21 protein-coding genes are annotated in these 26,371 nt (G+C 70.4%); 7 read left to right on the top strand and 14 right to left on the bottom strand.

Annotated elements, in window-relative coordinates; translation table 11 throughout:
• Positions 1–187 precede the first annotated feature (187 nt).
• The 3 genes from pth to ACFYWY_RS11655 all read left to right on the top strand — a co-directional run bounded on the left by pth (position 188) and on the right by ACFYWY_RS11655 (position 2,157).
• A complete protein-coding gene (pth, locus tag ACFYWY_RS11665) occupies positions 188–781 on the top strand; it encodes an aminoacyl-tRNA hydrolase (protein WP_389183440.1) in 594 nt (197 codons plus the stop codon).
• 97 nt (positions 782–878) lie between these two features.
• Positions 879–1,298 carry a hypothetical protein gene (locus ACFYWY_RS11660; RefSeq protein ID WP_389183786.1) on the top strand — a complete coding sequence of 140 codons (420 nt, stop codon included), beginning with the start codon at positions 879–881 and terminating at the stop codon, positions 1,296–1,298.
• Positions 1,299–1,485: 187 nt separating this feature from the next.
• Complete coding sequence (locus ACFYWY_RS11655) at positions 1,486–2,157, top strand: LPXTG cell wall anchor domain-containing protein (protein WP_389183437.1); 672 nt, start codon at positions 1,486–1,488, stop codon at positions 2,155–2,157.
• A gap of 74 nt (positions 2,158–2,231) precedes the next feature.
• Here ACFYWY_RS11655 and ppc read toward each other — a convergent pair whose 3' ends face one another.
• Positions 2,232–4,961 (bottom strand): phosphoenolpyruvate carboxylase, encoded by a 2,730-nt coding sequence (ppc, locus tag ACFYWY_RS11650; protein ID WP_389183434.1) that lies wholly within the window; start codon positions 4,959–4,961, stop codon positions 2,232–2,234.
• 222 nt (positions 4,962–5,183) lie between these two features.
• Between ppc and ACFYWY_RS11645 the strand changes: the two genes are divergently transcribed.
• From ACFYWY_RS11645 to ACFYWY_RS11635, 3 genes are all read left to right on the top strand, one after another.
• Positions 5,184–6,164: an acyl-CoA desaturase gene (locus ACFYWY_RS11645; protein WP_389183431.1), complete on the top strand. Its 981-nt coding sequence runs from the start codon at positions 5,184–5,186 to the stop codon at positions 6,162–6,164.
• Positions 6,161–6,850, top strand: a complete 690-nt coding sequence (locus ACFYWY_RS11640; RefSeq protein ID WP_389183428.1) for a TetR/AcrR family transcriptional regulator — start codon at positions 6,161–6,163, stop codon at positions 6,848–6,850. Before ACFYWY_RS11645 ends, ACFYWY_RS11640 begins: the two co-directional genes overlap by 4 nt.
• Before the next feature lie 153 nt (positions 6,851–7,003).
• On the top strand, positions 7,004–8,752 hold the full coding sequence (locus ACFYWY_RS11635) for an FG-GAP repeat domain-containing protein (protein WP_389183783.1): 1,749 nt from the start codon (positions 7,004–7,006) through the stop codon (positions 8,750–8,752).
• Between the two features lie 91 nt (positions 8,753–8,843).
• Here ACFYWY_RS11635 and ACFYWY_RS11630 read toward each other — a convergent pair whose 3' ends face one another.
• Positions 8,844–9,665 carry a trans-aconitate 2-methyltransferase gene (locus ACFYWY_RS11630; protein ID WP_389183425.1) on the bottom strand — a complete coding sequence of 274 codons (822 nt, stop codon included), beginning with the start codon at positions 9,663–9,665 and terminating at the stop codon, positions 8,844–8,846.
• Positions 9,666–9,796: 131 nt separating this feature from the next.
• Here ACFYWY_RS11630 and tamR point away from each other — a divergent pair, with 131 nt between their 5' ends.
• A complete protein-coding gene (gene tamR / locus ACFYWY_RS11625; protein WP_389183422.1) occupies positions 9,797–10,294 on the top strand; it encodes a MarR family transcriptional regulator TamR in 498 nt (165 codons plus the stop codon).
• On the opposite strand, the gene ACFYWY_RS11620 is transcribed toward tamR, so the two are convergent.
• The 12 genes from ACFYWY_RS11620 to ACFYWY_RS11565 all read right to left on the bottom strand — a co-directional run bounded on the left by ACFYWY_RS11620 (position 10,253) and on the right by ACFYWY_RS11565 (position 26,243).
• Positions 10,253–11,029: a LuxR C-terminal-related transcriptional regulator gene (locus ACFYWY_RS11620; protein WP_389183781.1), complete on the bottom strand. Its 777-nt coding sequence runs from the start codon at positions 11,027–11,029 to the stop codon at positions 10,253–10,255. The two genes, tamR and ACFYWY_RS11620, sit on opposite strands and share 42 nt — an antisense overlap.
• 400 nt (positions 11,030–11,429) lie before the next feature.
• Positions 11,430–12,536: a galactokinase gene (gene galK / locus ACFYWY_RS11615; RefSeq protein WP_389183419.1), complete on the bottom strand. Its 1,107-nt coding sequence runs from the start codon at positions 12,534–12,536 to the stop codon at positions 11,430–11,432.
• On the bottom strand, positions 12,533–13,498 hold the full coding sequence (galE, locus tag ACFYWY_RS11610; RefSeq protein WP_389183416.1) for a UDP-glucose 4-epimerase GalE: 966 nt from the start codon (positions 13,496–13,498) through the stop codon (positions 12,533–12,535). Before galE ends, galK begins: the two co-directional genes overlap by 4 nt.
• Complete coding sequence (gene galT / locus ACFYWY_RS11605) at positions 13,495–14,538, bottom strand: galactose-1-phosphate uridylyltransferase (RefSeq protein ID WP_389183413.1); 1,044 nt, start codon at positions 14,536–14,538, stop codon at positions 13,495–13,497. Before galT ends, galE begins: the two co-directional genes overlap by 4 nt.
• A gap of 212 nt (positions 14,539–14,750) precedes the next feature.
• Positions 14,751–15,446, bottom strand: a complete 696-nt coding sequence (locus ACFYWY_RS11600) for a response regulator transcription factor (RefSeq protein WP_389183410.1) — start codon at positions 15,444–15,446, stop codon at positions 14,751–14,753.
• A 198-nt stretch (positions 15,447–15,644) separates the two neighbouring features.
• On the bottom strand, positions 15,645–17,504 hold the full coding sequence (locus tag ACFYWY_RS11595) for a PQQ-binding-like beta-propeller repeat protein (RefSeq protein ID WP_389183407.1): 1,860 nt from the start codon (positions 17,502–17,504) through the stop codon (positions 15,645–15,647).
• A 61-nt stretch (positions 17,505–17,565) separates the two neighbouring features.
• Complete coding sequence (locus ACFYWY_RS11590; RefSeq protein WP_389183404.1) at positions 17,566–19,437, bottom strand: PQQ-binding-like beta-propeller repeat protein; 1,872 nt, start codon at positions 19,435–19,437, stop codon at positions 17,566–17,568.
• A 229-nt stretch (positions 19,438–19,666) separates the two neighbouring features.
• Positions 19,667–21,472: an ABC-F family ATP-binding cassette domain-containing protein gene (locus tag ACFYWY_RS11585; RefSeq protein ID WP_389183401.1), complete on the bottom strand. Its 1,806-nt coding sequence runs from the start codon at positions 21,470–21,472 to the stop codon at positions 19,667–19,669.
• Between the two features lie 57 nt (positions 21,473–21,529).
• Positions 21,530–22,837 carry an acyltransferase gene (locus ACFYWY_RS11580; RefSeq protein ID WP_389183398.1) on the bottom strand — a complete coding sequence of 436 codons (1,308 nt, stop codon included), beginning with the start codon at positions 22,835–22,837 and terminating at the stop codon, positions 21,530–21,532.
• 189 nt (positions 22,838–23,026) lie between these two features.
• Positions 23,027–23,920, bottom strand: a complete 894-nt coding sequence (locus ACFYWY_RS11575) for a 4-(cytidine 5'-diphospho)-2-C-methyl-D-erythritol kinase (RefSeq protein WP_389183396.1) — start codon at positions 23,918–23,920, stop codon at positions 23,027–23,029.
• The gene (rsmA, locus tag ACFYWY_RS11570; RefSeq protein ID WP_389183393.1) at positions 23,917–24,774 is read right to left on the bottom strand and encodes a 16S rRNA (adenine(1518)-N(6)/adenine(1519)-N(6))-dimethyltransferase RsmA; all 858 of its coding nucleotides are present in this window, start codon (positions 24,772–24,774) and stop codon (positions 23,917–23,919) included. Before rsmA ends, ACFYWY_RS11575 begins: the two co-directional genes overlap by 4 nt.
• The gene (locus ACFYWY_RS11565) at positions 24,771–26,243 is read right to left on the bottom strand and encodes a ubiquitin-like domain-containing protein (RefSeq protein ID WP_389183390.1); all 1,473 of its coding nucleotides are present in this window, start codon (positions 26,241–26,243) and stop codon (positions 24,771–24,773) included. Before ACFYWY_RS11565 ends, rsmA begins: the two co-directional genes overlap by 4 nt.
• Positions 26,244–26,371: the final 128 nt, after the last annotated feature.

Here is a 26,371-nt window from a genome sequence, read left to right as displayed (position 1 = left end):
GTGGGCGGGCCCGCCCGGGCGGGGCCGCCGGGGGCGGGGGGGGGGGGGGGGGGGGGGGGGGGGGGGGGCGCTTGCGCCTTAGGGGGGTTTGGGGGGGGGGTGGCGGGGGGGGGGGGGGGCGCCCCCCCACCCCGTTTCCCTGTCTGTACGAATGCCCTTACGCCTTACGCGAGGAGACGCAGCGCAGATGTCCGAGGTGAACACCCCCTGGCTCATCGTCGGCCTCGGCAATCCCGGGCCCGACTATGCCGCGAACCGGCACAACGTCGGGTTCATGGTCGCCGACCTGCTCGCGGAGCGCATCGGCGGCAAGTTCAAGCGCGCGCAGAAGGCGCAGGCGCAGGTCGTGGAGGGCCGGATCGGCGCGCCCGGCCCCGCGAACCGGCGGGTGATCCTCGCCAAGCCGATGTCGTACATGAATCTGTCCGGCGGCCCGGTCGGCTCGCTGTGCGACTTCTACAAGGTGCCGGTCTCCAACATCGTCGCGATCCACGACGAGCTGGACATCGACTACGGCATGCTGCGGCTGAAGCTGGGCGGCGGCGACAATGGGCACAACGGCCTGAAGTCCATGACCAAGGCGATGGGCTCGGACTATCACCGGGTGCGTTTCGGGATCGGCCGCCCGCCGGGCCGGATGCAGGTCGCGGACTTCGTACTGAAGGACTTCTCGTCCACGGAGCGCAAGGAGCTCGGCTACCTCGTGGACCGGGCGGCGGACTCGGTGGAGTGCCTGCTGGCGGAAGGCCTGGAGCGGGCGCAAAGTACGTACAACTCCTGATAAGGCCGGGCCGCAGGTTGACCGGGCGCGGCCGTATGGCCAAGGATCGCGCGTTGTGAACCGGACTCACTTGCTCCTCTACGGCCGCCGGTCGGCCATGGCCTTCATTGCCGCGCTGCTGCTGATCGCCGGTTTCTGGTCGTCGTGGGGCACGGCCCAGCACGTCCTGCTCGCGAAGGGGCGGGAACACGGCACGCTCACGGTCGCCAGCTGCGGCGCGGACACCTGCACAGGGCCGTACGACCCGGAGGGCTCGGCCGCGCCCCGCTCGGGCATGACGATCGAGAAGTCGATCGCCGTGAAGAAGGGCGCCAAGCTCCCGGTGGTGGTGAAGCCGGATACCGCGGAAGTGGTCCGCACCGGTACAGCGGGCGCCCTGCACGCCTGGCTTCCGCTCGGCGGCGCACTGCTCCTCGCCGCCCTCGTCATCGGCGGCGGCCTCAGACTGACCCGGACCGCCTGGGCGACGGCGACGGCCGGCGGGGCGCTGCTGGTGGGAGCTTTCTTCGCACTCTGAGCCGGACTCCCGGAGCCCCCAACCCCCGTACCCGAACGACGCATTCACCTGATCGTTATCCAGGACTATCGGGACATGTGCTGACTCTTGGGGCAGATGCGTCGCTAAGTGGCTTGACCGGCGCGCGAGTTCACAGGACGCTGAGCAGCCCCCCACGGCACCCACCCTCTCTCACGTTGGATTGCCCATGCGCACCATTACGTTCACAGGCGCCCTGGTGGCGGCAGCGGCCCTTTCGCTGACGGCCGCTCCATCCGCGCTCGCCACTCCGCCCGGCGACAACGGCACCGTGAAAATCCACGACGCCAAGACCGGCGAAGAACTCCGCAAGAACGAGCCGCACGTCTGCTCCTTCTACCTCGACGCCTTCGGTTTCGACGGCGGCCAGGAAGTCGACTGGAAAATCGTCGAGATGCCGCCGACCGGCACCAAAGGCACGGTCGCGGACAGCGGTTCACTGACGCTGGACGGCGAGGGTCACGGCCGTACGGACGACAAGACCCTGCCCGACGGGCACTACAAGCTCGTCTGGAACTTCGACGGTGAGCACGGCGAGGCCAAGCACAAGGTCTTCTGGACCGAGTGCGAGGACGACGGCAAGCCGAGCGAGGAGCCGACCGGCAAGCCTTCGGAGAAGCCCTCAGAGGAGCCTTCCGAGGAGCCGACGGAGGAGCCCACCTCCTCCACCTCCCCCTCCGCGGCTCCGAGCGCCGCCCCGTCCCCGTCCCCGGCCGGCGGCGGTGACCTCGCCGAGACCGGTTCGAGCGCCCCGATCGGCGCGATCTCGGCGGTCGCCGCGGCCCTGGTCGGCGCGGGCGGCTACCTGATCGCGCGCCGCCGCAAGGCCCAGCAGCACTGACGAGTGCCTGAGCACTGACGAGTAGCAAGAACGGCCCCCTCCCCGATCGGGGAGGGGGCCGTTTCGCCGTGCCGTCAGCCGGTGTTGCGCAGCCCCGCCGCCACCCCGTTGACCGTCAGCAGCAGCGCCCGCGACAGCAGCGGGTCCGGCTCCTCGCCCCGGGCCGCCGCCTCGCGCTGGCGCGCCAGAAGCGAGACCTGCAGGTAGGAGATCGGGTCCAGGTAGGCGTCACGGATGCCGAACGTCTGCTGCAGCACAGGGTTCGAGCCCAGCAGCCGCTCGCCGCCCGTGACCTTCAGGACTTCGCTGACCGTCAGCGCATGCTCTGCCTCGATCGTGGCGAAGACGTGCTTCAGGTCGTCGGGGACGAGCGTGTCCACGTAGTGCCGGGCGATCCGCAGGTCCGTCTTCGCCAGCGTCATCTCGACGTTCGCGATGAAGTTCTGGAAGAAGTGCCACTGCTCGTGCATCTCGGCCAGGACCGTGTCCAGACCGGCCTCGCGCAGCGCCTTCAGGCCCGAGCCGACGCCGAACCACCCCGGCACGATCTGCCGCGACTGCGTCCAGCCGAAGACCCAGGGGATGGCACGCAGGCCGTCGAGGCCCGCCCCGGAGTCCGGCCGGCGGGACGGCCGCGAGCCCAGGTGCAGGTCCGCCAGCTGGTCCACCGGCGTGGAGGCGAAGAAGTACGCGGGCAGGTCCGGGTCCTCGACCAGGCGGCGGTACGCCGAGTGCGCCGCGTCCGAGACCGTGTCCATCGCCGCGTCCCAGCGCGCCAGTGCCTCGTCCGACTGGCGCGGGGCGGTGTGCAGCGCGGACGCCTGCAGCGTCGCCGCGACCGTCAGCTCCAGGTTCTCCCTGGCCAGCGACGGGATCAGATACTTGTCGGAGATGACCTCGCCCTGCTCGGTCACCTTGATCTCGCCCTCCAGCGTGCCCCACGGCTGCGCCAGGATCGCGTCGTGCGAGGGGCCGCCGCCGCGGCCGACCGTGCCGCCGCGGCCGTGGAAGAGCCGCAGCCGTACGCCGTACCGGTGCGCCACATCACGCAGCCTGCGCTGCGCCCGGTGGATCTCCCACTGCGAGGTGGTGATGCCGCCGAACTTCGACGAGTCGGAGTACCCGAGCATGACCTCCTGGACGTCGCCCCGCAGCGAGACGAGCCGCCGGTACGAGGGGTCGGCGAGCATCCCGTCCAGGATGACGTCCGCGGCCTTCAGCTCGTCCGTGGTCTCCAGCAGCGGCACGATGCCGATCTTCGCCCAGCCCCCGTGCAGATCGATCAGCCCGGCCTCGCGCGCCAGGACCGCCGCGGCGAAGACGTCGTCCGCGCCCTGGCACATCGAGATGATGTACGACTCGATGACCTCCGGACCGAAGCGCTCGAAGGCCTCCTTCACGGTGTGGAAGACGCCGAGCGTCTTCTGCCCGGCGGCGTCCAGCGGCGCGGGCGTCGGCGCCAGCGGCCGCCGCGAGCGCAGCTCCTTGGCGAGCAGCTTCTGCCGGTAGTCCCGCGGCATGTCCGCGTACCGCCAGGACTCCTCGCCGAGCCGGTCGAAGAGCTGCCCGAGCGCGTGGTGGTGCGCGTCCGCGTGCTCGCGTACGTCCATCGTCGCGAGCTGCAGCCCGAACGCCGCGATCGTCCGGATCGTACGGTCCATGTGGCCGTCGGCGAAGAGGCCGCCGCGGTGCGCGCGCAGCGACGTCTGGATCAGGGTGAGGTCGTGCAGCAGCTCGGCGGTGCCGAGGTAGTCGCGGCCCTCCTCGTGCGGCGTGCCCTTGGCGAGCCGCTCCCGGGTGTTGACGAGCTTCTGCCGGATGCAGGTGGCCTTGAGGCGGTACGGCTCCTCGACGTTCAGCCGCTTGTAGCGGGGACTGATCTCCGGCAACCGCTCCAGATCGCTCTGCAGCGACGCCAACAGCTCCTCCGTCGCGCCCGCGTAGCGGATGGAGTTGGAGAGCAGTCCGCGCAGATAGTCGACGACCTTGATGGCGTCGCTGATGCCGTGCTCGTGCTGAAGGATCAGCACCTCCCAGGTCACCGCAGGGGTGACGTTGGGGTTGCCGTCACGGTCGCCGCCGATCCAGGTGCCGAAGGTCAGCGGGCGCGTCTGCGGGGGCAGCTCGACACCGACCCGCTCCAGCTCCGCGGACAGGTCCTCCAGCACGTCGCCGACGGCCCCCGCGTGCAGCTCGTCGAGGTAGTAGATCGCGTTGCGCGCCTCGTCGGCCGGCTCGGGCCGCACCACGCGCAGCTCGTCGGTCTGCCAGATCAGGTCGATGTTCTCGGCGAGCCGCAGATCGTGCCGGCGCCGGTCGGCCGGGCTGACCGGGGCGTCGAGGAGTTCGGCGATGCGGCGCAGCTTGTTCAGTACGGAACGCCTCGCCGCCTCGGTCGGGTGCGCGGTGAAGACCGGCCGTACGTTCAGATTCTTGACGGTCTCGCGCAGGTGCTCGGGGTCGGCGTCCTTGAGCCAGTCCGCCGTACGTGCCAGCAGCCCGCCCTCGGCGGCCCGCCGCTCACGCATCTCATGGCCGCGGTGCACCTGCTCGGTGACGTTCGCCAGATGGAAGTAGGTGGAGAAGGCGCGCACCAGCTTGGCCGCCGTCTCCAGGTCGGTGTCGCCCAGCAGCTCGGCTGCGGCCTCGCCGTCGCTGCGCGTCAGGGCACGGACCCGCTCTACCAGCTCCAGGAGCTGGGGGCCCTCCTGCCGGACGAGGGTCTCGCCCAGCAAATCGCCCAGGCGGCGGATGTCGGCACGCATTTCGGCGCTGGCGGTGGGGGTCTGGTCGGCACTGCTCACAGGTGCGGCTCCTTGCAGTGTTTGAGCACGTCTGGAGGGGTCTGGAGGCTGCGGACCGCGCTGTCCGACGACACCCAGGATAGGTGGCCTTTTCTTTGACGTTCGCCGCCGTTCTCCACAGGTCTCTTGCCGCGGGGCGGCACGCTGCCATACTTACGTTGCCGTAGGTTACGCGTCCGTAATGCGGTTTCTGTTGTATCTCTCACCCCACAGGGGACCCCCATGACGACAAGCCCTGATCTGCTCGACGACGTCCCTCAGACGCCGTCGGCCGACCTCCCTTCCGCCACTCTGGGCGGGGACAGCAAGCGGTCGATCGAGCAGATCGCCCTGCTGCTGTTCATCACGGTGCCCTTTCTCGCCCTGCTCGCGGCCGTGCCGCTGGCCTGGGGCTGGGGCGTGAGCTGGCTCGACCTGGGCCTGCTGGTGGCGATGTACTACATCGGCTGCCACGGCATCACGATCGGTTTCCACCGCTATTTCACACACGGCGCCTTCAAGGCGAAGCGCCCGCTGCGCATCGCGCTCGCGGTCATGGGCTCGCTGGCCGTCGAGGGGCCGCTCGTGCGCTGGGTGGCCGACCACCGCAGGCACCACAAGTTCTCGGACGCGGAGGGCGACCCCCACTCGCCGTGGCGCTTCGGCGAGAGTGTCCCCGCGCTGATGAAGGGCCTGTGGTGGGCCCACATCGGCTGGATGTTCGACGAGGAGCGGACGCCGCAGCACAAGTACGCGCCGGATCTGATCAAGGACGAGGCACTGCGCCGGATCTCCCGTGACTTCATCTACTGGACGATCCTCTCGCTGGCGATCCCGCCGCTGATCGGCGGTCTGGTCACGATGTCGTGGTGGGGGGCGTTCACCGCCTTCTTCTGGGGTTCGCTGGTCCGCGTCTGCCTGCTGCACCACGTCACGTGGTCGATCAACTCCATCTGCCATGCGGTCGGCAAGCGCCCCTTCAAGTCCCGTGACCGCTCGGGCAACGTGTGGTGGCTCGCGGTGCTGTCCTGCGGTGAGTCCTGGCACAACCTGCACCACGCCGACCCGACCAGCGCACGGCACGGCGTGCTGCGCGGCCAGATCGATTCCAGCGCCCGGATCATCCGCTGGTTCGAGCAGCTGGGCTGGGCCTACGACGTCCGCTGGCCCGATGCGTCCCGTATTGACGCCCGGCGCAAGAGCGACACCGCAGACGCGGCATGATTGACGACGTGGCGATCGACGGCAGTACTAGCAAACCGGACAAGAGCCGGACCTCGGGGACCCGGCGCGCGCGCCGGGTCCGGATGACCGGGGCGGAGCGCCGGGAGCAGCTGCTGGACATCGGTCGCACCCTGTTCGCCGAGAAGGGTTTCGAGGGCACGTCGGTCGAGGAGATCGCCGCGAAGGCGGGCGTCTCCAAGCCGGTGGTGTACGAGCACTTCGGTGGCAAGGAGGGGCTGTACGCCGTCGTGGTGGACCGCGAGATGCGCCAGCTGCTCGACATGGTGACGAGCGCGCTGACCGCGGGGCATCCGCGGGAGCTGCTGGAGCAGGCGGCTTTCGCGCTCCTCGACTACATCGAGACGTATACGGACGGGTTCCGCATCCTCGTCCGCGACTCCCCGGTCGCCCAGTCGACCGGCACCTTCGCCTCGCTGATCAGCGATATCGCCACCCAGGTCGAGGACATCCTCGGCCTGGAGTTCAAGGCCCGGGGCTTCGACCAGAAACTCGCCCCGATGTACGCGCAGGCGCTGGTCGGCATGGTCGCGCTGACCGGCCAGTGGTGGGTGGACGCCCGCCGGCCGAAGAAGGCGGAGGTCGCGGCGCATCTGGTGAATCTGGCCTGGCACGGCCTGGACGGTCTCGAGCAGAAGCCGCGGCTGATAGGCCACCGCAAGAACTGAAGCCTCTTCGGTCCCCTGTCCACCTACCGGCCCGGATTCCACAGTTGTAGAATTTGCGACTATTCCGGGGAACGGTTCGCCACTCGAAAAGAGCAACCGCGAACGTCTTCAACCCGGTTCCACCATTTTCCCCAGGGGGGGACCTTGTCTTCAGTGGAACCCGGCCGTCCCGTCGGCGTGCGTTTCAGACGCGCCCGCAGGATCGCGGCCTGCACGGCACTCGCCCTCTCGGCAGGCATGCTGCTCGCCGTCCCTGCGGCGGCGGACGACAGCGTGCCGCCGCCCTCACCGGTCGAGCAGACCAGGCCGGACATCGAGCAGCCGAAGCTGACGCTTCCCAAGCACGGCGCCAAGCAGCACTCCGCGGCGGACGCGGCCGACGTCCCGGTCGCCAAGCCGCGCAGCGACATCGACGGTGACGGCTTCACCGATCTTCTCTACCGTGCCGGCAACGGCAGGATCTATGTGGCGCCGACCAGCGGTACCTCGTCCTACGAGTACCTCTTCGACACCAGTGAGACCGCGGACGAGACCTTCAAGGACGTCTTCTCGGTCGCCGGTCTCGAAGAGGCCGGACCGGTCCACTTCACCCTGCTGTCGAGCGGCCGGCTCTCGGCCTACCGGAGCTCCCTCCAGGGGGGCATGATCATCTGGTCCGGGGTGGGCTGGCAGGCGTACAACAAGGTCTTCTCGCCCGGCGACCTGACCGGTGACGGCAGCGGCGACATCCTCGCGCGTACGCCGTCGGGCGACCTGTACCTGTACCGGACGACGCCGGGGGCAGCCGCCCCCATGGCCGCCCGGGTCAAGGTCGGCTCCGGCTGGGGCGGGTACGACCAGCTCATCGGCGTGAACGACGTCAACAGCGACGGCATCGCCGACCTCTTCGCCCGTACGCCCGGCGGCGAGCTGTTCTTCTACTCGGGCAACCCCAGCCCCGACTCGCCCTTCAAGGGCCGCGTCAAGGTCGGCGACGGCTGGAACGGCTACAACCAGATCCTCAGCCTCGACGACCAGAGCGGCGACGGTCTCGGCGACCTCGTCGCCCGTACGCCGTCGGGCCTGCTCTACACCTACGAGTCCACGGGGACGGGCGACTTCCTCCCCCGCGTGTCGGGCGGCTCCGGCTGGAACGCGGTGGCGCAGTTCGCCGGCGCGGGCAACAACCCGCATCTCGGCAAGGACGAGGTGCTCGGGCTGGACACCAACGGCACGCTGTTCACCTACTACGCCCTGAACAACGGTCTGCTGAGCGCCCGTGACCAGGTCAGCGACATCGGCGGGTTCAAGGGGGCGAAGCTCACCTTCACCTCGTCGCTCGACCCCAACGGCTTCGCCGACCTTCTCGAGCTGTACAACGGCACGCTGTACAACCTCAGCCACGCCTCCGGCGAAGTACACGTCATCGGCTCCGGCTGGGGCGTCTACAACCTCCTCACCGGCCCCGGCGACCTGAACGGCGACGGCAAGGGCGACCTGCTGGCGCGTGACGGCTCCGGTGCGCTGTATCTCTACCGCGGGGACGGCACCGGTTCGAAGTTCGCCGCCCGGCTCAAGATCGGCACCGGCTGGAGCGGGTTCAACAAGCTGGTCGGAGCCGGCGACGTCAACGGCGACGGCCGCAGCGACCTGATCGCCCGCGGCACCGACGGCAGGCTGTATCTGTACGCCGGTACGGGCGTCGCCTCGGCGCCGTTCAAGGCGAGGACGCTGATCGGCTCGGGCTGGAACACGTACACCAAGCTGTCGGCCCCCGGGGACCTCGACGGCGACGGACGCGCGGACCTGGTCGGCGCGAACGCCGCGGGAGAGCTGTACCGCTACACCGCCAGGGCCACGGGCGGATTCAACGCCAGGGCCAAGATCGGCAACGGCTGGAACACGTACAGCACGCTGTACTAGAGAACACCGGAGCGCCCCGTCTCACGGTCTACGACCGGGGGCGGGGCGCTCCCGCGTGCTCAGCACGCCGTCACATGGTCGACGATCGGCATCACGACCCCCTTCGTGCGACGGCGAAGATCCGGCGGAACGGGAACACAGTGCCGTGCGGGCCCGGCGGGTAGGCCTTGCGGAGCAGATCGCGGTACTGGGCGAGGAATTCGGTCGCGGCGTCGGGCTCGTCCTCGAGTTCGGTGAGGACCGGACGCAGGGCGGTGCCCTTGACCCAGTCCAGCACCGGGTCGTCCCCGGTGAGGAGTTGGTAGTACGTGGTCTCCCAGGTGTCCGTCCGGCAGCCGAGGTCCGCCAGGCGGGCGAGGTAGTCGTCGGGCTCCAGTATGTGTACGAAGCGGCGACCGTGGTCGCCGAGGCGGGAGCGCCACTGCGGGGTTTCGCAGAGCTCGCCGAGGAGTGCGTGGCTGGGTGAGGTGAAGTTGCCGGGGACCTGGAAGGCGAGGGTGCCGCCCGGGGCCAGGTTCTCGATCCAGAGAGGAAACGATTCGGGGTGGTTGGGCACCCATTGCAGGGCCGCGTTGGAGACGATCAGGTCGTAAGGCTCGTCGGGCGTCCAGTGCGCGGCGTCGGCGAGCCTGAAATCGAGCCAGCCGCCGCCGAATGTCGTGCCGGCATGCTCTTTGTCGGCGATGGCGAGCATCTCGGGCGAAAGGTCGAAGCCGGTGATGTGGGCGGTGGGCCAGCGGTCGGCCAGGAGTGCGGTGACGTTTCCGGGTCCGCAGCCGAGGTCCGCGATACGGGCGGGCACATCGCGATTCGGTAGCTGCGGTATTCGGGCGAGCAGATCGAGGAACGGGCGGGTCCGATGCCCCGCGTGGCGTAGGTACTGATGTGGATCCCAGGTTGGTACGGAATGCATGTTCGAGCCCCCTTGCAGGAACGGTGCGCCGAAACGGAACGATGTCCCGGCCCGACCATGCCCAAGCCTGAGCCCGAATATATCTCGATGTCAAGAGACTTCACATCGACAGACCCTCTACACTGATCGATATGGAGGACGAGGTCGATCGACTGGTCGCAGCATGGCGCCGTGAGCGCCCCGACCTCGACGTGGAACCGCTTGAGGTGCTGAGCCGCGTCTCCAGGCTCGCCCGCCATCTGGACCGGGCCCGCCGGCTCGCCTTCGCGGAGCACAATCTCGAGCCGTGGGAGTTCGACGTACTGACCTCGCTGCGGCGCGCGGGGGCTCCGTACCAGCTCTCACCCGGCCAGTTGCTGACCCAGACGCTGGTCACCTCGGGCACCATGACCAACCGCATCGACCGGCTCGCCAAGAAGGACCTGGTGGAGCGGCTGCCCGACCCATCCGACCGGCGCGGGGTGCTGGTGCGGCTCACGCCCGAGGGGCGGGACCGCGCGGACCAGGCGCTGGCCGGGCTGCTCGCGCAGGAGCGCGCGATCCTGGCGGAGCTGTCGCGGGCGCAGCGGGTGGAACTGGCCGCGCTGCTACGCCAGTTGACCGCCCCGTTCGACAACATCCCCGGCTAGGTCGACCGGGCCGACGCCGGCGCGGCGGGCGAGGGCGACCGCGGCGAGCGTGGAATGCACGCCCAGCTTCCCCAGAACGTTCTGCATATGCGTCCGGACGGTGTGCGGGGACAGGAAGAGGCGCTCGGCCACGGCTTTGCGCCCCAGACCGGCGACCATGCAGCGCAGCACCTCGCGCTCGCGTGGCGTGAGCGACTCCACGAGCCGCTCGCTGTCGGTGCGGTGCTTGCGCGCGGCGGTCAACTCCCGCAGTACGCCGGTGAGCAGGGCGGGCGGCAGATGCGTCTCGTCCCGCAGCACGCCCCGTATCACCGCGAGCAGCCGCTGCAGGGAGCAGTCCTTGGCGACCCAGCCGGAGGCGCCGGCCTGGAGCGCGAGGGCGGCACGGCGCGGGTCGTCCTTCTCGGCGAGCACGACGGTACGGACCGCGAGCTGGCCGGAACGGACGCCCGCGACCAGGGAGATGCCGTCGACGAGGCCGTCATCGCCGTTGTCCGGCACCGCGCGGGCGACGACGGCACGGGCGCCGGGCACCACCTGGGCGCCGAGGTCGGCGTCGACGAGCATGACGTCGAACCTGCGCCCTTCGGCGGCCGCCCGCTCCAGACACCGCAGCGCGGCGGGGCCGCTGCCGGCCGCGGCGACGTCGACGTCGGGCTCGGCCGCGAGGGCGGCAGCGAGCGACTCGGCGAAGATTCGGTGGTCGTCCACCACCAGGACCCGGATACGAACCACAGACACCCCCACGTGTCGGAGGAGAAACCGGCGCGGGTACGGCGCCCGGAGAAATGGGGTAGTACAGCGGTCGCTCGGCCGCCGCCGTGCTGTGACTGATACCCCGCCCCGGGCGTCGTACCCGACTGTCTCGCCCCCTGATCGACACCGGCCCCCACCGGTGCTGTGCATCAGACTACGGCTGGGCGGCAGGAGCGGAAGGCTATTTGCAGAACTGACTGGCCAGGGTGTTTAGGGTGTGCCACATGTTTCGTATTGAGGCGGAAGTCGACAAAGATCGGCGCAGGCTGCTCTGTGAACGGCCGGAGTCCGGCAACTCCGACAACGCGGAACGGTCCTTGGGATCAAGCGGGTTGAGGGCGCGGGGGCCCGGCCCCCGCTTCTAGGCGGGTGGGCCGGTTCAGGACACGCGGCGTGCTCCCGGAGACGGGGTTGCCGGGAAGATTCCTGGCTCGGCGAGGCCCTTGGACGCGAACGCCTCCTGAAGCGACTTCTTCAGCGTCGCCGACGTCGACGTGTGCGTCAGGACGATCGCCGAGCCGCCGAAGCCGCCGCCCGTCATCCTCGCGCCCAGCGCGCCCGCCGACAGGGACGCGTCGACCACCAGGTCCAGCTCCGGGCAGGAGACGCGGAAGTCGTCCCGCAGGGACGCGTGGCCCTCGGTGAGGACGGGGCCTATCGCGTCGACCTCGCCCGCCTCCAGCAGGGCGATCACCCGTTCCACCCGGTGGTTCTCGGTCACGATGTGACGGACCAGGGCGCGCACCTCCGGGTCGTCCAGCCGGGACAGGGCCGCCGCAAGGTCCGCGTACGGGACGTCCCGCAGCGCGGGCACGCCCAGCGCCGCCGCGCCCGCCTCGCAGCCCGCGCGGCGTTTGCCGTACTCGCCCTCGCTGTGGGCGTGCCTGACCCGGGTGTCGACCACCAGGAGCTCCAGGCCGAGCGCAGCCAGATCGAAGGGGATCTGGCGCTGCGCGAGGTCCCGGGTGTCCAGGTGCAGCGCGTGGCCCGCGGTGCAGCACGCCGAGGCCGTCTGGTCCATGATCCCGGTGGGCGCGCCGACGTAGACGTTCTCGGCGCGCTGGCACAGCCGGGCCATCCGCCCCCGCTCCAGGCCCAGTTCGTACAGGTCGTTCAGGGCCAGGGCCGTGACGACTTCGAGTGCTGCGGAGGACGAGAGCCCGGCGCCGGCCGGGACCGTCGACTCGTAGTGGAAGTCCGCACCGCCCACCGCATGGCCCGCCTCCCGCAGCGCCCACACCACGCCCGCCGGGTAGTCGGTCCAGCCGCCCGGACCACGCCCGGGCGCGAGGTCGTCGACGCGCAGTTCGACCGCGCCGCCTGGGACGTCCGCCGAGTGCAGCCGCAGTACGCCGTCGTCCCGGCGGGCCGCCGCCGCGACGGTGATGTGCGGCAGCGCGAAGGGCATCACGAAACCGTCGTTGTAATCGGTGTGTTCACCGATCAGATTCACCCTGCCGGGTGCCGCCCACACGCCTTCGCTCATGACACGTTCTCCCTGCCCCGGGCAAAGTCCCAGGCGTCCGAGACGATGCCCGCCAGGTCCCCGCGGTTCGGCGCCCAGCCCAGCCGTTCCCGCGCGGTGGCCGCGGAGGCGACCAGCACCGCCGGGTCGCCGCCGCGGCGCGGGGCCACGACCTCCGGGACCGGGTGCCCGGTGACCTTGCGTACGGTCTCGATGACCTCGCGCACCGAGAACCCGTTGCCGTTGCCGAGGTTGCAGATCAGATGCTCCCCCGCCGTCGCCGCGTCCAGCGCCAGCAGATGCGCCTCTGCGAGGTCCGCGACATGGATGTAGTCGCGTACGCAGGTGCCGTCCGGCGTCGGATAGTCGTCCCCGAACACCGAGATCGACTCGCGCCGGCCGAGCGCCACCTGCAGCACCAGTGGAATGAGATGCGACTCGGGATCGTGGCGCTCGCCGCAACTGCCGTACGCGCCAGCCACGTTGAAGTACCGGAGGGACACGGCCGCCAGACCGTGCGCCGCCGCCTCACCCGTGATCATGTGGTCGACTGCCAGCTTCGACGCACCGTACGGGCTGGTCGGCGCGGTCGGGTCGGTCTCGGTGATCGGGGTCGAAACCGGCTCTCCGTACGTCGCGGCGGTGGAGGAGAAGACCAGCTTGGGCACCCCGGCGGAGCGCATCGCCGCGAGCAGCTCAATCGTTCCGCCGACGTTGTTCGCCCAGTACTTCTCAGGGTGCGCGACGGACTCGCCGACCTGTGAGAAGGCCGCGAAGTGCAGTACCGCGTCGTACGAGGCGTCGAGCCACTTGGCGGCGTCGCGGATGTCACCCTCGATGAAGGCCGCGCCCGCGGGCACGCCCTCCCTGAAGCCGGTGGAGAGGTTGTCGAGGACGGTCACCTCGTGCCCCGCCTCCAGCAGGTGCTGCGCCACCACACTGCCGATGTATCCGGCCCCGCCCGTCACCAGGTACTTGCTCACTCGCTCGCTACCTCTCGCAGTCGCTCGGCCGCGGTTTCCGGCGGCACATCATTGATGAACACGCTCATACCGGACTCGGAACCCGCGAGGAACTTCAGCTTGCCGGAAGTCCGTCGAATGGTGAAAAGCTCAAGATGGAGCCCGAAATCATTCCTGTCGGCCTCACCGAAGGGCGACTGGTGCCAGGCCGCGATGTACGGCGTCGGCGGTTCGGCGTCCCCGAAGATCCGGTCGAAGCGTCTCAACAGTTCCAGATAGATCTGTGGGAACTCTGTGCGCGCCGCGTTCTCCAGCGCCGGAAGGTCCGGCACGCGCCGTAGCGGGTAGAGGTGCACCTCGTACGGCCAGTGCGCGGCGTACGGCACGAAGGCCACCCAGTGTTCACCCTCCAGTACCACCCGTGCGCGCTCCGAGCGCTCCCGCGCGACGATGTCGTCGAAGAGATTGCGGCCGGTCCTCGCCCGGTGCTCGGCGGCCGAGCGCAGCATCAGCGAGGTGCGCGGCGTGACGAAGGGGTACGCGTAGATCTGGCCGTGCGGGTGCCCGAGCGTCACGCCGATCTCCGCGCCCCGGTTCTCGAAGCAGAAGACCTGCTCCACCTGCGGAAGTCCGGCGAGCTCTGCGGTGCGGTCGGTCCAGGCCTCCAGCACCAGCGCGGCCTGCTCCTCGCTGAGATCGGCGAAGGAGGCGTCGTGATCGGAGGTGAAGCAGACGACCTCGCAGCGGCCACAGTCGCCGGCCAGGGAGGGAAAGCGGTTCTCGAAGACGGCGACGTCGTAGTCGGATGCCGGGATCTCAGTGAGGCGGCCGTCCCGGGAAGGGCAGAGCGGGCATTCGTCGGCCGGCGGGTGGTAGGTGCGGCCCTGGCGGTGCGAGGCGATGGCGACCGAGTCGCCGAGCAGCGGGTCGCGGCGGACCTCGGAGGTGGTGGCGACGGGATCGAGCGGCCGCTGGTCGACGGCGTCCCGTACGGCGTCGTCGCGGGAGTCGTAGTAGAGCAGCTCACGACCGTCGGCAAGCCGGGTCGACGTCTTCTTCACCGTGGAGCTCCCTCACACCATCCAAACAGAACCGCACATAACAAATCATGAGCCAACAGTGACGTCAATGGGTACAGCCCAGAGAGAGCACTTGCGCGCAAATGCGAACAGGAGTGCAGATTCGACCGCTCAGGAGTGAACTGCGTTCATGCGCCGAGGGCCACATCCGAGGACGCGCAGCCCTTACTTCGCCCTACTTCGCTTACTCCGTCTCACTCCGCCGCTTGACCGAGTGTCGGCGAGACGGTCGCCGCCCGGTCGAGCAGTCCGGTGCGCGCCGCAAGGGCCGCCGCCTCGAGACGGGAGCCGACCCCCAGCTTCATCAGCACCCGCTGCACATGCGTACGGGCCGTGCTCGGCGCGATCCCCATGCCGGCCGCGATCAGCCGGGTGTCCTCGCCCTCGGCGACCCGCACCAGTACCTCGATCTCGCGCGGGGTGAGCAGCTGCAGCAGCCGCTGCCCCTCGTCGTCCGGCTGCGCGGCCGGGTTGAGCAGCTCCGCGAACGCGCCCTGCAGCAGCTGCGGCGCCACCACCGCCTCGCCCGCCCGGGCCTTGACCATGGCCCGCTCGACGCCCTCGATGCGCTCGTCGTGGCGTACGTAACCCGAGGCGCCGGCCGCGAAGGCCGCGGCGATCCCGCGCGGACTCGGCACCGGACCGAGCACCACCACGGCCACCTGCGGACGCTCCCGCTTGATCTTGACGATGGGATCGAACGCGCCCGGCTCCGCGGGCGTCGCCGTGCCCAGCAGGCACACCTCGGGCGCCCTGCTGACCACCAGGTCGGCGGCGCCGGCCGCGGGGGCCGCCGCCGCGAGCACCCGGTGCCCACGCAGCTTCAAGGCCGAGGCGAGCGCCTCGGCGAGCAGTCGGTGATCATCGAGCACCATGAGCCGCACGCCCATCGAGCAACCCTCCCCGTTGGAGCTGGCCCCCCGGCCCTCCTGACCCGGCAAGCTACACGCTTGTTCGACGTCGCGCTCCCCCAACTCGGCAAAAGCCCCCCAGAGTGCTGAATTCATCGCCAAACAGGGCTACTTATGGCTGTGGCCCGGCACATCGGAAACCGATGTGCCGGGCCACCTGCCCAGTTGTCCGGAAAGTCAGTCGGCCGTGCTGAAGGCGACGGCCAGGTACTTCTTCCCGAAGGACGACGAGGAGGACGGCTTGCTCATCAAGACCGCCCCGACATACAGCCGCCCATTGGCATAGCGGTACTCGGCGTAGTCCGAGGAGAAGCTGGTCTCCGCGTCCCGTACCGCCTTGTCGGCCGGATTCTCCATCAGCACCGTCTGCTTGAACGTGCTGCCGTCGATGCTGATGACCTGGCCGCCCTTGTCGTAGGGGGGCCACCTGTACGCGATGAGGTTCCCGCCGTCCATGCGCACGGGGAACATCGTGTACCGGTCGCCCGCGTCCGCCCGGTCGCTGGTCGGCTTTCCGGTGGCGAGGTCGAAGGAGAGGATCTCGTTGGTGTCGCCGTACTCCCCAGTGCCCTCGTGGTCCGCGGTCGGAAGATACAGCCGGCCGTTGCCGACGACGACCTTCTGGCAGGACTCGACCTCGGTGGAGCCGCACCGCGCCTGGTACTTGTCGCCCGCGGCCGGGATCTTGGCGCGCAGCGTTCCGTTCTTGTCGTCGAGCGAGAAGAAGTCCGAGATGCCGAAGGTGCCGGTGTCGCCGACGTCTGCTGCGACGACCAGCGGCTTGCTGGAGAGGATGCTCGCGTACTCCACTCCGGCCGGCATCTTGTACGAGAACGCCGGGGTGCCGTTGTCCGGGTTCAGGCCCTGGATGATGACCTGCGGGCTGTCGTACGAACCGCACTTGCGGACCGCGACGAGCGCCGGGCCGCCGCCGTAACCCATGTCGTAGCAGCCCTCGGCGTTGGCCGTGGGCTTCCAGCGGACGGCGCCGCTGGTGAGGTCGAAGGCCGCTCCGCCGTCGGTGCCGCCCGCCGCGACCGTGGTGCCGCTCTGGGTGACCTCGGTGAACCTGATCTTCTCGTCGCCCCGGCTCGTGCCCTTGACGGACTTGCTCCACAGCAGCTTGCCGGTGGTGAGGTCGACGACGCCGACCTCGGTGCACGGCGCGTAGTTCTTCGGCGGGACCCGCTTGATGGCCTCGAAGACGATCGCGGCCTTGTTGTCCTCGGACTGATGGCGGGACGCCGCGCAGACCTGGCCCGGCAGCGGGAGGGTCCACAGCGGGGTGCCCTTGGCCGCGTCGTAGCCGACGAGGGAGTTCACGCCGGGCTTGACGTAGGCCTTGTCGGTGACCCAGGAGCCCTTGACGCTGGTGATGTCGGTGCGCGCGGGCTCCGGCAGCTGGAAGGCCACCTTGGAGTTGATGTTCGCGGGCGCCTTCTCCTTGCCGGGACCGTCGGCGGCCTTGCCTCCGCTGTCGCCGCCGGTGGAGCCCGCGGGCCCGGCTTCAGTGCGGTTCTTGCTGTCGTCCTTCTTGCCGCCGCCCCCGTCGGAGGAGGCGTACCAGATGCCGCCTGCGACGATCAGCACCACGGCGACGGTCGCCGCGATGATGATCTGCATCTGCGTGCTCAGCTTCTTGCCGCCGCTGCCGCCGGGCTGGGGCGGCATGTACTGCGGCTGCATGGGCTGGGTCGGGTAGCCGTAGCCCGGCTGGGCAGGCGGCGGGCCCTGCGGGTAGCCGTAGTTGGGCGGCTGACCGGGCACCTGGCCAGGTGCCTGGCCCGGTGCCTGGCCCGGTGCCTGGCCCGGTGCCTGGCCCGGTGCCTGGCCCGGTGTCTGCGGGTAGCCGTAACCGGGCTGTCCCGGCGGCGGGCCCTGCGGCGGCTGAGCGGGCGGCGGCGTCTGCGGATAGCCGCACGACGAGTCCTGCGGGGGCGGCGGTATGGGGGCTCCGAAGCCTCCTGGCGGAGGGTCCTGAGGTGCCCCGAACCCTCCCTGCGGGGGCTGGTTCGGCGGCGGTGGCGGCTGCGTCATGGCGTGCTTACCTCGAAAGGATGCGGGGAGAAAGGAAGTGGGTCGAAAGGCTCAGGTCGCGTCACTTGCCGAAGGCCATCATGGTCTTCGTCTCCTTCTCCTCCGCGTCGTTGCCGGCGCTGACCCGGCCGCTGGCGATGAAGAACCGGCCGTCCGCGTACACCAGCTTCGGAGAGTAGAAAGAGCTCTCGATCTGGGCGGTCGAGGCCGGGTGCTGCAGCAGCACCTTCGGCGCGCCACCCGTCGGCGCGATCGTGGCGACCGCGCCGCCCGCGTCGTAGGAAGCACTCATGTAGACGAGGACGTTGCCGCCCTCCGTGCGCAGCGGCGTCATCTGGCGTTTGCCGTCGGCGGACGAACGCCACGCGGCCTTGCCGGTGTTGAGGTTGAAGGCGACGACCTCGTTGGCGGTGCCGTAGGCGGCCTCGGTCGCCATGTAGAAGTTCGTGGCGTCGGCGGCGACGCCGGTGCAGCCCTCGAGGTTCTGACCGAAGATCACGAACGCGCCGCCGCAGCGCGGCTGGAACTTGTCCTTGCCGCCGGCGATCTGCGAGCGCACCGTGCCGTTGTCCTTGAGGGCGACGATCGACCACTTCTTCGGCTCACGCTGCGTCAGGGAGACGACGAGCGGGCTGGCGGAGTAGACCTTGTCGATCTCCCAGCCGACGGGAGCGTTGAACGTCCACTTGGCCTTGCCGGTGGTGGGATCGACCTCCGACAGCTGGTGCTTGGGCTTGTCGTAGTCCGACGTCGGGCAGCTTGCGGCGGCGAGCAGCTTGGGGCCGCCGGCGAAGGCGAACGGCTTGCAGCCCTCGGTCGGTCCCTTGAAGAGCTGGCGGCCGTCGGTGACCGAGAAGCCGTACGAGTTCCCGGTGCCACCCGCGGCAAGGGTGTTGCCACTGATCGACAGGGTGAAGTCGGAGAGCGAGCTGAAGGCGCCGCTGGCCTTCGGTATCGGCTTCTTCCAGCCCGCCTTGCCGGTCTTGAGGTCGATCATCTGCAGATCGAGGCACTTGGCCTTCTCGGTGAGGCCGTCCTTGACCCCCACGACAATCTTGCCGTCGGTCGTGGTCTGGCTCGGCGCGGAGCAGATCTCGGCGCTGAGCGGCACGGTCCACTTCTTCTTGCCGTCGGTCGCCGAGTAGCCGACGACCTCCTTGTACATGCCCTTGACGACGGTGTCGCCGACCACCCACGGGCCGAACACTTCGGCGCCGTTGCGCGGCAGGTCGACGTCGTTCTTCGTGAGGAACATGACCTTCGCCTCGCCAGGCTTGCGCCCGGCGTTGAGGTCGTCGTTGGCCTCGCGGCCGTCGCCGCTGCCGTCACCCTGGTCGACGGACTCCGAGCCGGTGGGCGTGGGGTCGTCGCTCTTGCTGACGTTCTTGCCGTCCGGCTTCTTGTCGTCACCGCTGAGCGCGAACCAGGTACCGCCGCCGATCACCAGCAGTCCGGCCACCGCCGCGGCGATGATGATGCCCGGCTTGCTCGTGAAGAAGTTGCCGCCCCCGCTGCCGCCGGGCGGAACGGGCGCGCCCGGGTACTGCGGCTGCGTCGGGTAGCCGGAGTAGGGACCCGGCTGCTGGTTGTACGGGCCGGGCTGCTGGTCGTACGGGCCGGTCGGCTGGTTGTACGGACCGGGCTGGCCGGGGGCCTGCTGCGGGTAGCCGTAGCCGGGCTGACCGGGCGGCGTCTGCGGATACCCGTAACCGGGAGCCGGAGTCGGAGCCGGTCCCGGAGCCGGAGCGCCGGCCGGCGGCGTGGGCGGCATCTGCGGCTGGCCCTGCGGGGCCGGCGGCATCTGCGGCTGGCCCTGCGGGGCCGGCGGCATCTGCGGCGGCTGCGCGGGCGGTTGGGGCACGCCGTGCGGAGGGCCCTGAGGAGCCTCCCCGTAGCCTCCCTGCGGCGGTTGCTGGCTGGGCGGCTGAGTCATCAGCGCTTCCCCCTTCGTACGGTCCCCTGCCCGACCGGTCTCCCCCGCAATTCCGGCAGGCACTCGACCCGGAAAGGAGCGTTTCGGACAATGGGATCCGCTGTATCAAGTCAGTCGAGCGGGGCTTCTTTCTATCACTCAGGGCACCGTCAACGAGGGGCCGGTCCGCCCCTGTTCCCAAGGGAGGACCGGCCCGTGATGCCCTCGTTACTGGATCTGCACACCGCCGCTACGCATCTTCGGCCAGCTCCAGCCAGCGCATCTCCAACTCATCGCGCTCGCGGATGAGTTCACGCAGCTCCGTGTCGAGTTTCGCCACCTTCCCGAAGTCGGTGGCGTTGTCCGCGATCTGGGCGTGCAGGCTGGTCTCCCGGTCGGAGATCTTGTTCAACTGCCGCTCGATCCTCTGCAGTTCCTTCTTCGCTACGCGCACGTCCGCAGCGGACTTCTCGGTCGTCGGGGCGACGACCGCGGCGGCCGGCGCCGGGACGGCGGCCTCGATCATCCTCTGCCTGCGCTCCAGGTACTCCTCGATGCCGCGCGGCAGCATCCGCAAAGTGGCGTCGCCCAGCAGCGCGTACGTCTTGTCCGTCGTCCGCTCGATGAAGAACCGGTCGTGGGAGATGACCACCATCGAACCCGGCCAGCCGTCGAGCAGGTCCTCCAGCTGGGTCAGGGTCTCGATGTCGAGGTCGTTGGTGGGCTCGTCGAGGAAGAGGACGTTCGGCTCGTCCATCAGCAGCCGCAGGATCTGGAGCCGGCGGCGCTCACCGCCGGACAGGTCGCCGACGGGCGTCCACTGCTTCTCCTTGATGAAGCCGAACTGCTCGCACAGCTGGCCCGCGGTCATCTCCCGGCCCTTGCCGAGGTCGACGCGGTCCCGCACCTGCTGTACGGCCTCCAACACCCGCAGGGCCGGGTTGAGTTCGCCGACCTCCTGCGAGAGGTAGGCCAGCTTCACCGTCTTGCCGACGACGATCCGCCCGGCCGCGGGCTGCACGTCGCCGCCGCTGCGGGCGGCCTCGGTGAGCGCGCGCAGCAGCGAGGTCTTGCCCGCGCCGTTGACGCCGACCAGACCGACGCGGTCGCCGGGGCCGAGCTGCCAGGTCAGATGCTTCAGCAGCAACTTCGGCCCGGCCTGGACGGTCACGTCCTCCAGGTCGAAGACGGTCTTGCCGAGGCGGGCGTTGGCGAACTTCATCAGTTCGCTGGTGTCCCGGGGCGGCGGCACATCGGCGATCAGCTCGTTGGCGGCCTCGATGCGGTAGCGCGGCTTGGACGTACGGGCGGGAGCGCCGCGCCGCAGCCAGGCCAGCTCCTTGCGCATCAGGTTCTGCCGCTTGGACTCTTCGGTGGCGGCGATGCGCTCGCGCTCGGCGCGCGCGAAGACGTAGTCGCTGTAGCCGCCCTCGTACTCGAAGACCGAGCCGCGCTGGACGTCCCACATCCGCGTGCAGACCTGGTCGAGGAACCAGCGGTCGTGGGTGACGCAGACGAGCGCCGAGCGGCGCGTCCGCAGATGCTTCGCCAGCCAGGCGATGCCCTCCACGTCGAGGTGGTTGGTGGGCTCGTCGAGGATGATCAGGTCCTGCTCGGCGATGAGGAGCTTGGCGAGCGCGATACGGCGGCGCTCACCGCCGGAGAGCGGGCCGATGACGGTGTCGAGCCCCTGCTCGAAGCCCGGCAGGTGCAGATCGCCGAAGAGCCCGGTCAGGATGTCGCGGATCTTGGCGTTGCCCGCCCACTCGTGGTCGGCCATGTCACCGATGACCTCGTGCCGGACGGTGGCCGCGGGGTCGAGGGAGTCGTGCTGCGTGAGCACCCCGAGTCGCAACCCACCGCTCTGGGTGACGCGCCCCGTGTCGGGCCCCTCCAGCTTGGCAAGCATCCGGATGAGGGTGGTCTTGCCGTCGCCGTTGCGGCCGACGACGCCGATGCGGTCACCCTCGGACACGCCGAGGGAGACCCCGTCGAGCAGGGCACGTGTTCCGTACACCTTGCTGACTGCCTCGACATTGACCAGGTTGACGGCCATTAACACTCCAGATGAGGGGATCGATCGACGTCCCAGCGTAGTCGCCGCGGGCGGGGCTCAGGAGCGGCGGCCCCGGCCGGCCCGTTCGACGAGCAGCCAGCCGATCAGCGCCATGGCGACCGCGGCGGGCGCGCTGACGCGTACGGCGACGAGCATCGCGGTCTTTCCCTCCAGCATTCCGCCGAAGCCGACCATCGACAGACCGAGCACGCCGAAGAGGCAGAGCGTGATCCCGAGGGCGGCGATCGGGCCCGAGCCGGTGGCCGGGGTGGTCCGCACCGGACGCTCGAAAGTGCGGAAGGCGGCGACCAGCAGCGCCGTCAATGCGGCGGCCACGGCGATACGGACCGGCACCTGCGCCCACCAGGCGGCGCTCGCGGGCTCCGGCAGCGGGATGTCGAGGGCGAGCAGCGCGCCGTACACGCCGAGCATCGCGGTCAGGTGCCACAGGAACGCGGTCATCGCGATGCCGTTGGCGGCGACGACGGCCCGCCAGACCCCGGCGCGCCGGACCAGGCGGGTGCCGGGCGTACGGAGCAGCTCCACCGCGCCGACCAGCCACAGGCCGTGGCAGAGGAGGGCGAGGCTGGGCGGGGCCATGTTCGAGACCTTCTCGCCGGGCATCCCGACCATGCTCAGGGGGTACGGGCCCAGCGCGACGAGCCCGGCGGCGGCCACCAGTCCGCTCGCGGCGAGCAGCGACGGCATGCGGATCCGGCCGTCGGCGCGCAGGAAGCCGAGCTGGTGGACGGCGAGCCAGACGAAGGCGAAGTTCAGGAACCCCACGAAGGGCACGTGGGCGACGAAACGCAGCCCGTCGACGAGGACGGCGCCCGCGACGAGCGCGCCGAAGGCTCCCCAGCCGTATCGCTCGTGCAGCTTCAGCAGCGGTGGGGTGAAGGCGACCATCGCCAGGTAGATCCCGATGAACCAGAGCGGCTGGGCGACGAGGCGCAGGGCCACTGCGGTCAATCCGCCGTCGCCGCCGAGGAGTTGAACGATCAGCGCGGCGGCGCCCCAGACGAGGATGAACACCATGGTGGGCCGCAGCAGCCGCTGGAGGCGGGCCCGCAGAAAGGCGGAGTAGACCGACCCGTCCGGCTGCCCGCGGCGCAGGGAGCGGTAGGAGAGGGCGTGCGAGAAGCCGCCGACGAAGAAGAAGACGGGCATGATCTGCAGGGCCCAGGTGAGCAGCTGCAGCTCGGGCACGACGGCGAGGAGATTCCCGACGCCGTCGCCGGTGACGACCGCCATGAGCCAGTGCCCGAGCACGACGGTCGCCAGCGAGGCGACCCGCAGCAGGTCGATGTACCGGTCCCGCGTACCGGGAGTGGCGGCGGCGAGCTCACGAACGCTTGATCCCATGGGGGTACGGTGCCGCGGGGGTGCGGGGGTGGGTGAGGGCGCTTGTACTCAACTTGAGCGTGAGTATGCGGGCGCGGGGACGGGACGGCTTGCCCCGCAAACCAGCCCCGCCGGCGATTGAGGCGCGGGGCGCGGGGCGGAGCCCCGGTCAGGGAGGGTCCGGGGCGGAGCCCCGGCAAGCAACGCCCCCTACACCCGCACCGCACCCCGCGCCGGCGACACCGCCACCCTCGCCGACCGGCACGTCCCCGAGCGCAGCAACGCCTCCGCCACCGCCCCCGCCGACTCCTCGTCCTTCGTCAGGAACGCCGTCGTCGGACCCGAGCCCGACACCAGCGACGCCAGCGCACCCGCCGCCATTCCCGACGCGAGCGTCGCCGACAGGGACGGGCGCAGGGAGAGCGCCGCCGGCTGGAGGTCGTTCGCCAGGGCCGCGGCCAGGGCCGTCGCGTCGCCGGTGCGGAGGGCTTCGAGCAGGGGCCCGGACGCGGCCGGCGCGGGGACCGCGACGCCCTCGTTGAGGCGGTCGAACTCGGCGTACACCGCGGGCGTCGACAGGCCGCCGTCCGCCACCGCGAACACCCAGTGGAACTCTCCGCCGACCTCGAGCTCGGCCAGCTGCTCGCCGCGGCCCGTGCCCAGCGCCGCACCACCCACCAGGCTGAACGGAACGTCGCTGCCCAACTCGGCGCAGATGGCGAGGAGTTCGGCGCGCGGCGAGTCAAGACCCCACAGCGCGTCGCAGGCCAGCAGCGCGCCCGCGCCGTCCGCGCTGCCGCCCGCCATGCCGCCCGCGACCGGGATGTCCTTCGCGATGTGGATGTGTACGGAGGGGTCGATGCCGTGGCGCGCGGCGAGGAGTTCCGCCGCGCGGGCCGCCAGGTTCGTGCGGTCCAGCGGGACCTGCGACGCGTCCGGGCCGGAGCACGTGATCGTCAGCGACTCGGCCGGTGCCACCGTGACCTCGTCATACAGGCCGACCGCCAGAAAGACGTTGGCGAGGTCGTGGAAGCCGTCGGGGCGCGCCGCGCCGACCGCCAGCTGGACGTTGACCTTCGCCGGCACTCGTACCGTGACGCTCACGCCTTGGCCTCCGCGATCCGTGCGAACTCCTCCACCGTCAGAGCCTCGCCGCGCGCCTGCGGTGAGATCCCCGCCGCGACCAGCGCGGTCTCCGCCGCGGCGGGCGACCCCGCCCAGCCCGCGAGCGCCGCCCGCAGCGTCTTCCGCCGCTGCGCGAACGCGGCGTCGACCACCGCGAAGACCTCCGCCTTCGTGGCCGTGGTCTTCGGCGGATCGCGGCGCACCAGTGACACAAGACCCGAGTCGACATTGGGCGCGGGCCAGAAGACACTGCGCCCGATGGAGCCCGCCCGCTTCACGCCCGCGTACCAGTTGGCCTTGACGGACGGGACCCCGTAGACCTTGTTCCCGGGAGCCGCCGCGAGCCGGTCCGCGACCTCCGCCTGCACCATCACCAGTGTGCGCTCGATCGTCGGGAAGCGGTCCAGCATGTGCAGCAGCACCGGAACGGCCACGTTGTACGGAAGGTTCGCGACCAGCGCCGTCGGCTCCGGGCCCGGCAGCTCCCGCACCTGCATCGCGTCGGAGTGGACCAGCGAGAAGCGCGCGGCCCGCTCCGGCATCCGGGCCAGGATCGTCGACGGCAGCGCGCCCGCCAGCACATCGTCGATCTCGACGGCGACGACCCGGTCGGCCGCCTCCAGCAGGGCGAGGGTCAGCGACCCCAGCCCGGGGCCGATCTCGACGACCACGTCGTCCTCGCGCACCCCGGCAGTACGGACGATCCTGCGGACCGTATTGGCGTCGATGACGAAGTTCTGGCCGCGCTGCTTGGTGGGGCGTACGCCCAGCGCTGCGGCCAGTTCACGGATGTCGGCGGGGCCGAGGAGTGCGTCGGGCTCAGTGGTGCTCACTGATACAGCCTACGGCCGCAGTGCGGCCACGGACTCGCCCCCCTTTGCACGTAGAGCTTCTTCGCCCGGTACGTCTGTTCCTCCGGGGACGCGTCCTGCGGGCGCCCGCTCCCGCCCAGCGACCGCCAGGTCCCGGTGTCGAACTGGTACAGCCCGCCGTACGTCCCCGACGGGTCGACCGCGCCCGCCCGCCCGCCGGACTCGCAGTGCGCGAGAGCGTCCCAGTTCAGCCTTTCCGCGCCCGCCACGGAGTTCGGCAGCGGCTCGGTGCCCACCTTCACGCGCTGGGCGACGGGCTCCCGCACCACCTCCTCTGCGACCTTCTGCGGCTTCTGTTTGACGCCATTGACGGTGCGCAGGGTGTACGTGACCCGCCGCGCGCCCGGTCTGCCCTGCTGTACGACGACCTCCGTGCCGGAGAACAGCGAGGGGTCCTCGGCCTTCTCGACCTCGAAGTCGATGCGCTCCTCGCGCACCTCCCTGGTGCCGGTGATCCGCATGACGGTGACGGTCTGCCCGTCGCGCGGAAAGCTGTCGGGCGGAACGGAGGTCGTGTCCTGGCCGCGCAGGACGATCCCGGCCTCGTCCAGGGCCTCACGCACGCTCGCCGCGTTCGTGCGGATGGTGCGCTCGCGCCCGTCGGCCATGAAGGTCACGGTCCGCTCGGTCCGCACATCGAGGGCAAGGCCGTCGCGGGCGATGGGCATGGAGCGCGAGACGGACAGATACGCGCCCTGAGCGCGCACCCCGAGCTGGCGCAGTGCGCCGTCGACCGTGCGAGCGGTGGTCCACACCCGTTGGCGCTGCCCGTCCAGGGTGAGGGTGACGGGCCGGCCGTAGCGGACGACGATCTCGTCGCCGCTGGCGAGGGCCGCGGCGCGGGCGGGGGCCACGATGTCGTGCGCGCTGACGGCGAGCCCCTCGTCTTCGAGGAGTTCCTGAACATCGTCGGCGAAGGTGTGCATGGTGCGCGGTACGCCGTCGACGGTGAGCCGCACCGCCTTGTCGCTGGCCACGAAGGCCGAGGTGCCGCCGGCCAGGAAGGCGACGACGAGGGCGTGCGGGACGAGGCGGCGCAGGGTGTCGGGCGTCTCGCCGGCTTTGCGGCGGCGGGCGGCCCGGCGGGCTTCTGCGCGGCCGCCGGTCCCGGAGGCTGCCGGGGCCGGGACTGGGGCCTGGCCCTGGCCCTGGCCCTGGCCCTGGCGCGGCAGCGTCGGCGCGGTGGGGACGTGCGGCGGCGGGTAGGCGGCCTCGTCCTCCCCGTCCTCGTATGACCCCTCAGGCGCTTCGTACGCCGGGGTGCGGGCCTCTCCCGCGTACGTCTCGGGCTCGTACGTCCCGGGCTCGTACATCTCGGGCGCTTCGTACGCGTACGACGGATCGGGCGCCTCGTACGGCTCTGCTGTCCCGGCGGTGGCGGTGCGGAGACCGCCGCGTACGGCATGGTGACTGCCCTGCGAATTGTTCATGACGCTCCGTAAGGTCCGGTCCGCCCTTCCCACAGCCTTCGGCGTGGGAGACCCCCAGTTGCGGCCGGGACACTAGCGGACTCCGGTCACCCTCCAAAGCAATTCGACTACGCAGCGTTGCGACGCTA

Origin of the sequence: Streptomyces sp. NPDC002870, from assembly GCF_042888505.1 — a bacterium.
GTDB lineage: Bacteria > Actinomycetota > Actinomycetes > Streptomycetales > Streptomycetaceae > Streptomyces.
This window is presented reverse-complemented; position numbering and strand designations above follow the sequence as displayed.

What these genes read in the sequence shown, in the direction of transcription:
- ACFYWY_RS11630 (WP_389183425.1), bottom strand. Translation starts at nt 9,665, where the DNA reads ATGCATTCCGTACCAACCTGGGATCCACATCAGTACCTACGCCACGCG.
- ACFYWY_RS11600 (WP_389183410.1), bottom strand. Translation starts at nt 15,446, where the DNA reads ATGGGCGTGCGGCTCATGGTGCTCGATGATCACCGACTGCTCGCCGAG.
- ACFYWY_RS11645 (WP_389183431.1), top strand. Translation starts at nt 5,184, where the DNA reads ATGACGACAAGCCCTGATCTGCTCGACGACGTCCCTCAGACGCCGTCG.
- ACFYWY_RS11660 (WP_389183786.1), top strand. Translation starts at nt 879, where the DNA reads ATGGCCTTCATTGCCGCGCTGCTGCTGATCGCCGGTTTCTGGTCGTCG.
- ACFYWY_RS11595 (WP_389183407.1), bottom strand. Translation starts at nt 17,504, where the DNA reads ATGACGCAGCCGCCACCGCCGCCGAACCAGCCCCCGCAGGGAGGGTTC.
- tamR (WP_389183422.1), top strand. Translation starts at nt 9,797, where the DNA reads ATGGAGGACGAGGTCGATCGACTGGTCGCAGCATGGCGCCGTGAGCGC.
- galK (WP_389183419.1), bottom strand. Translation starts at nt 12,536, where the DNA reads ATGAGCGAAGGCGTGTGGGCGGCACCCGGCAGGGTGAATCTGATCGGT.
- ACFYWY_RS11585 (WP_389183401.1), bottom strand. Translation starts at nt 21,472, where the DNA reads ATGGCCGTCAACCTGGTCAATGTCGAGGCAGTCAGCAAGGTGTACGGA.
- ACFYWY_RS11565 (WP_389183390.1), bottom strand. Translation starts at nt 26,243, where the DNA reads ATGAACAATTCGCAGGGCAGTCACCATGCCGTACGCGGCGGTCTCCGC.
- ACFYWY_RS11580 (WP_389183398.1), bottom strand. Translation starts at nt 22,837, where the DNA reads ATGGGATCAAGCGTTCGTGAGCTCGCCGCCGCCACTCCCGGTACGCGG.
- ACFYWY_RS11655 (WP_389183437.1), top strand. Translation starts at nt 1,486, where the DNA reads ATGCGCACCATTACGTTCACAGGCGCCCTGGTGGCGGCAGCGGCCCTT.
- ACFYWY_RS11640 (WP_389183428.1), top strand. Translation starts at nt 6,161, where the DNA reads ATGATTGACGACGTGGCGATCGACGGCAGTACTAGCAAACCGGACAAG.
- pth (WP_389183440.1), top strand. Translation starts at nt 188, where the DNA reads ATGTCCGAGGTGAACACCCCCTGGCTCATCGTCGGCCTCGGCAATCCC.
- ACFYWY_RS11590 (WP_389183404.1), bottom strand. Translation starts at nt 19,437, where the DNA reads ATGACTCAGCCGCCCAGCCAGCAACCGCCGCAGGGAGGCTACGGGGAG.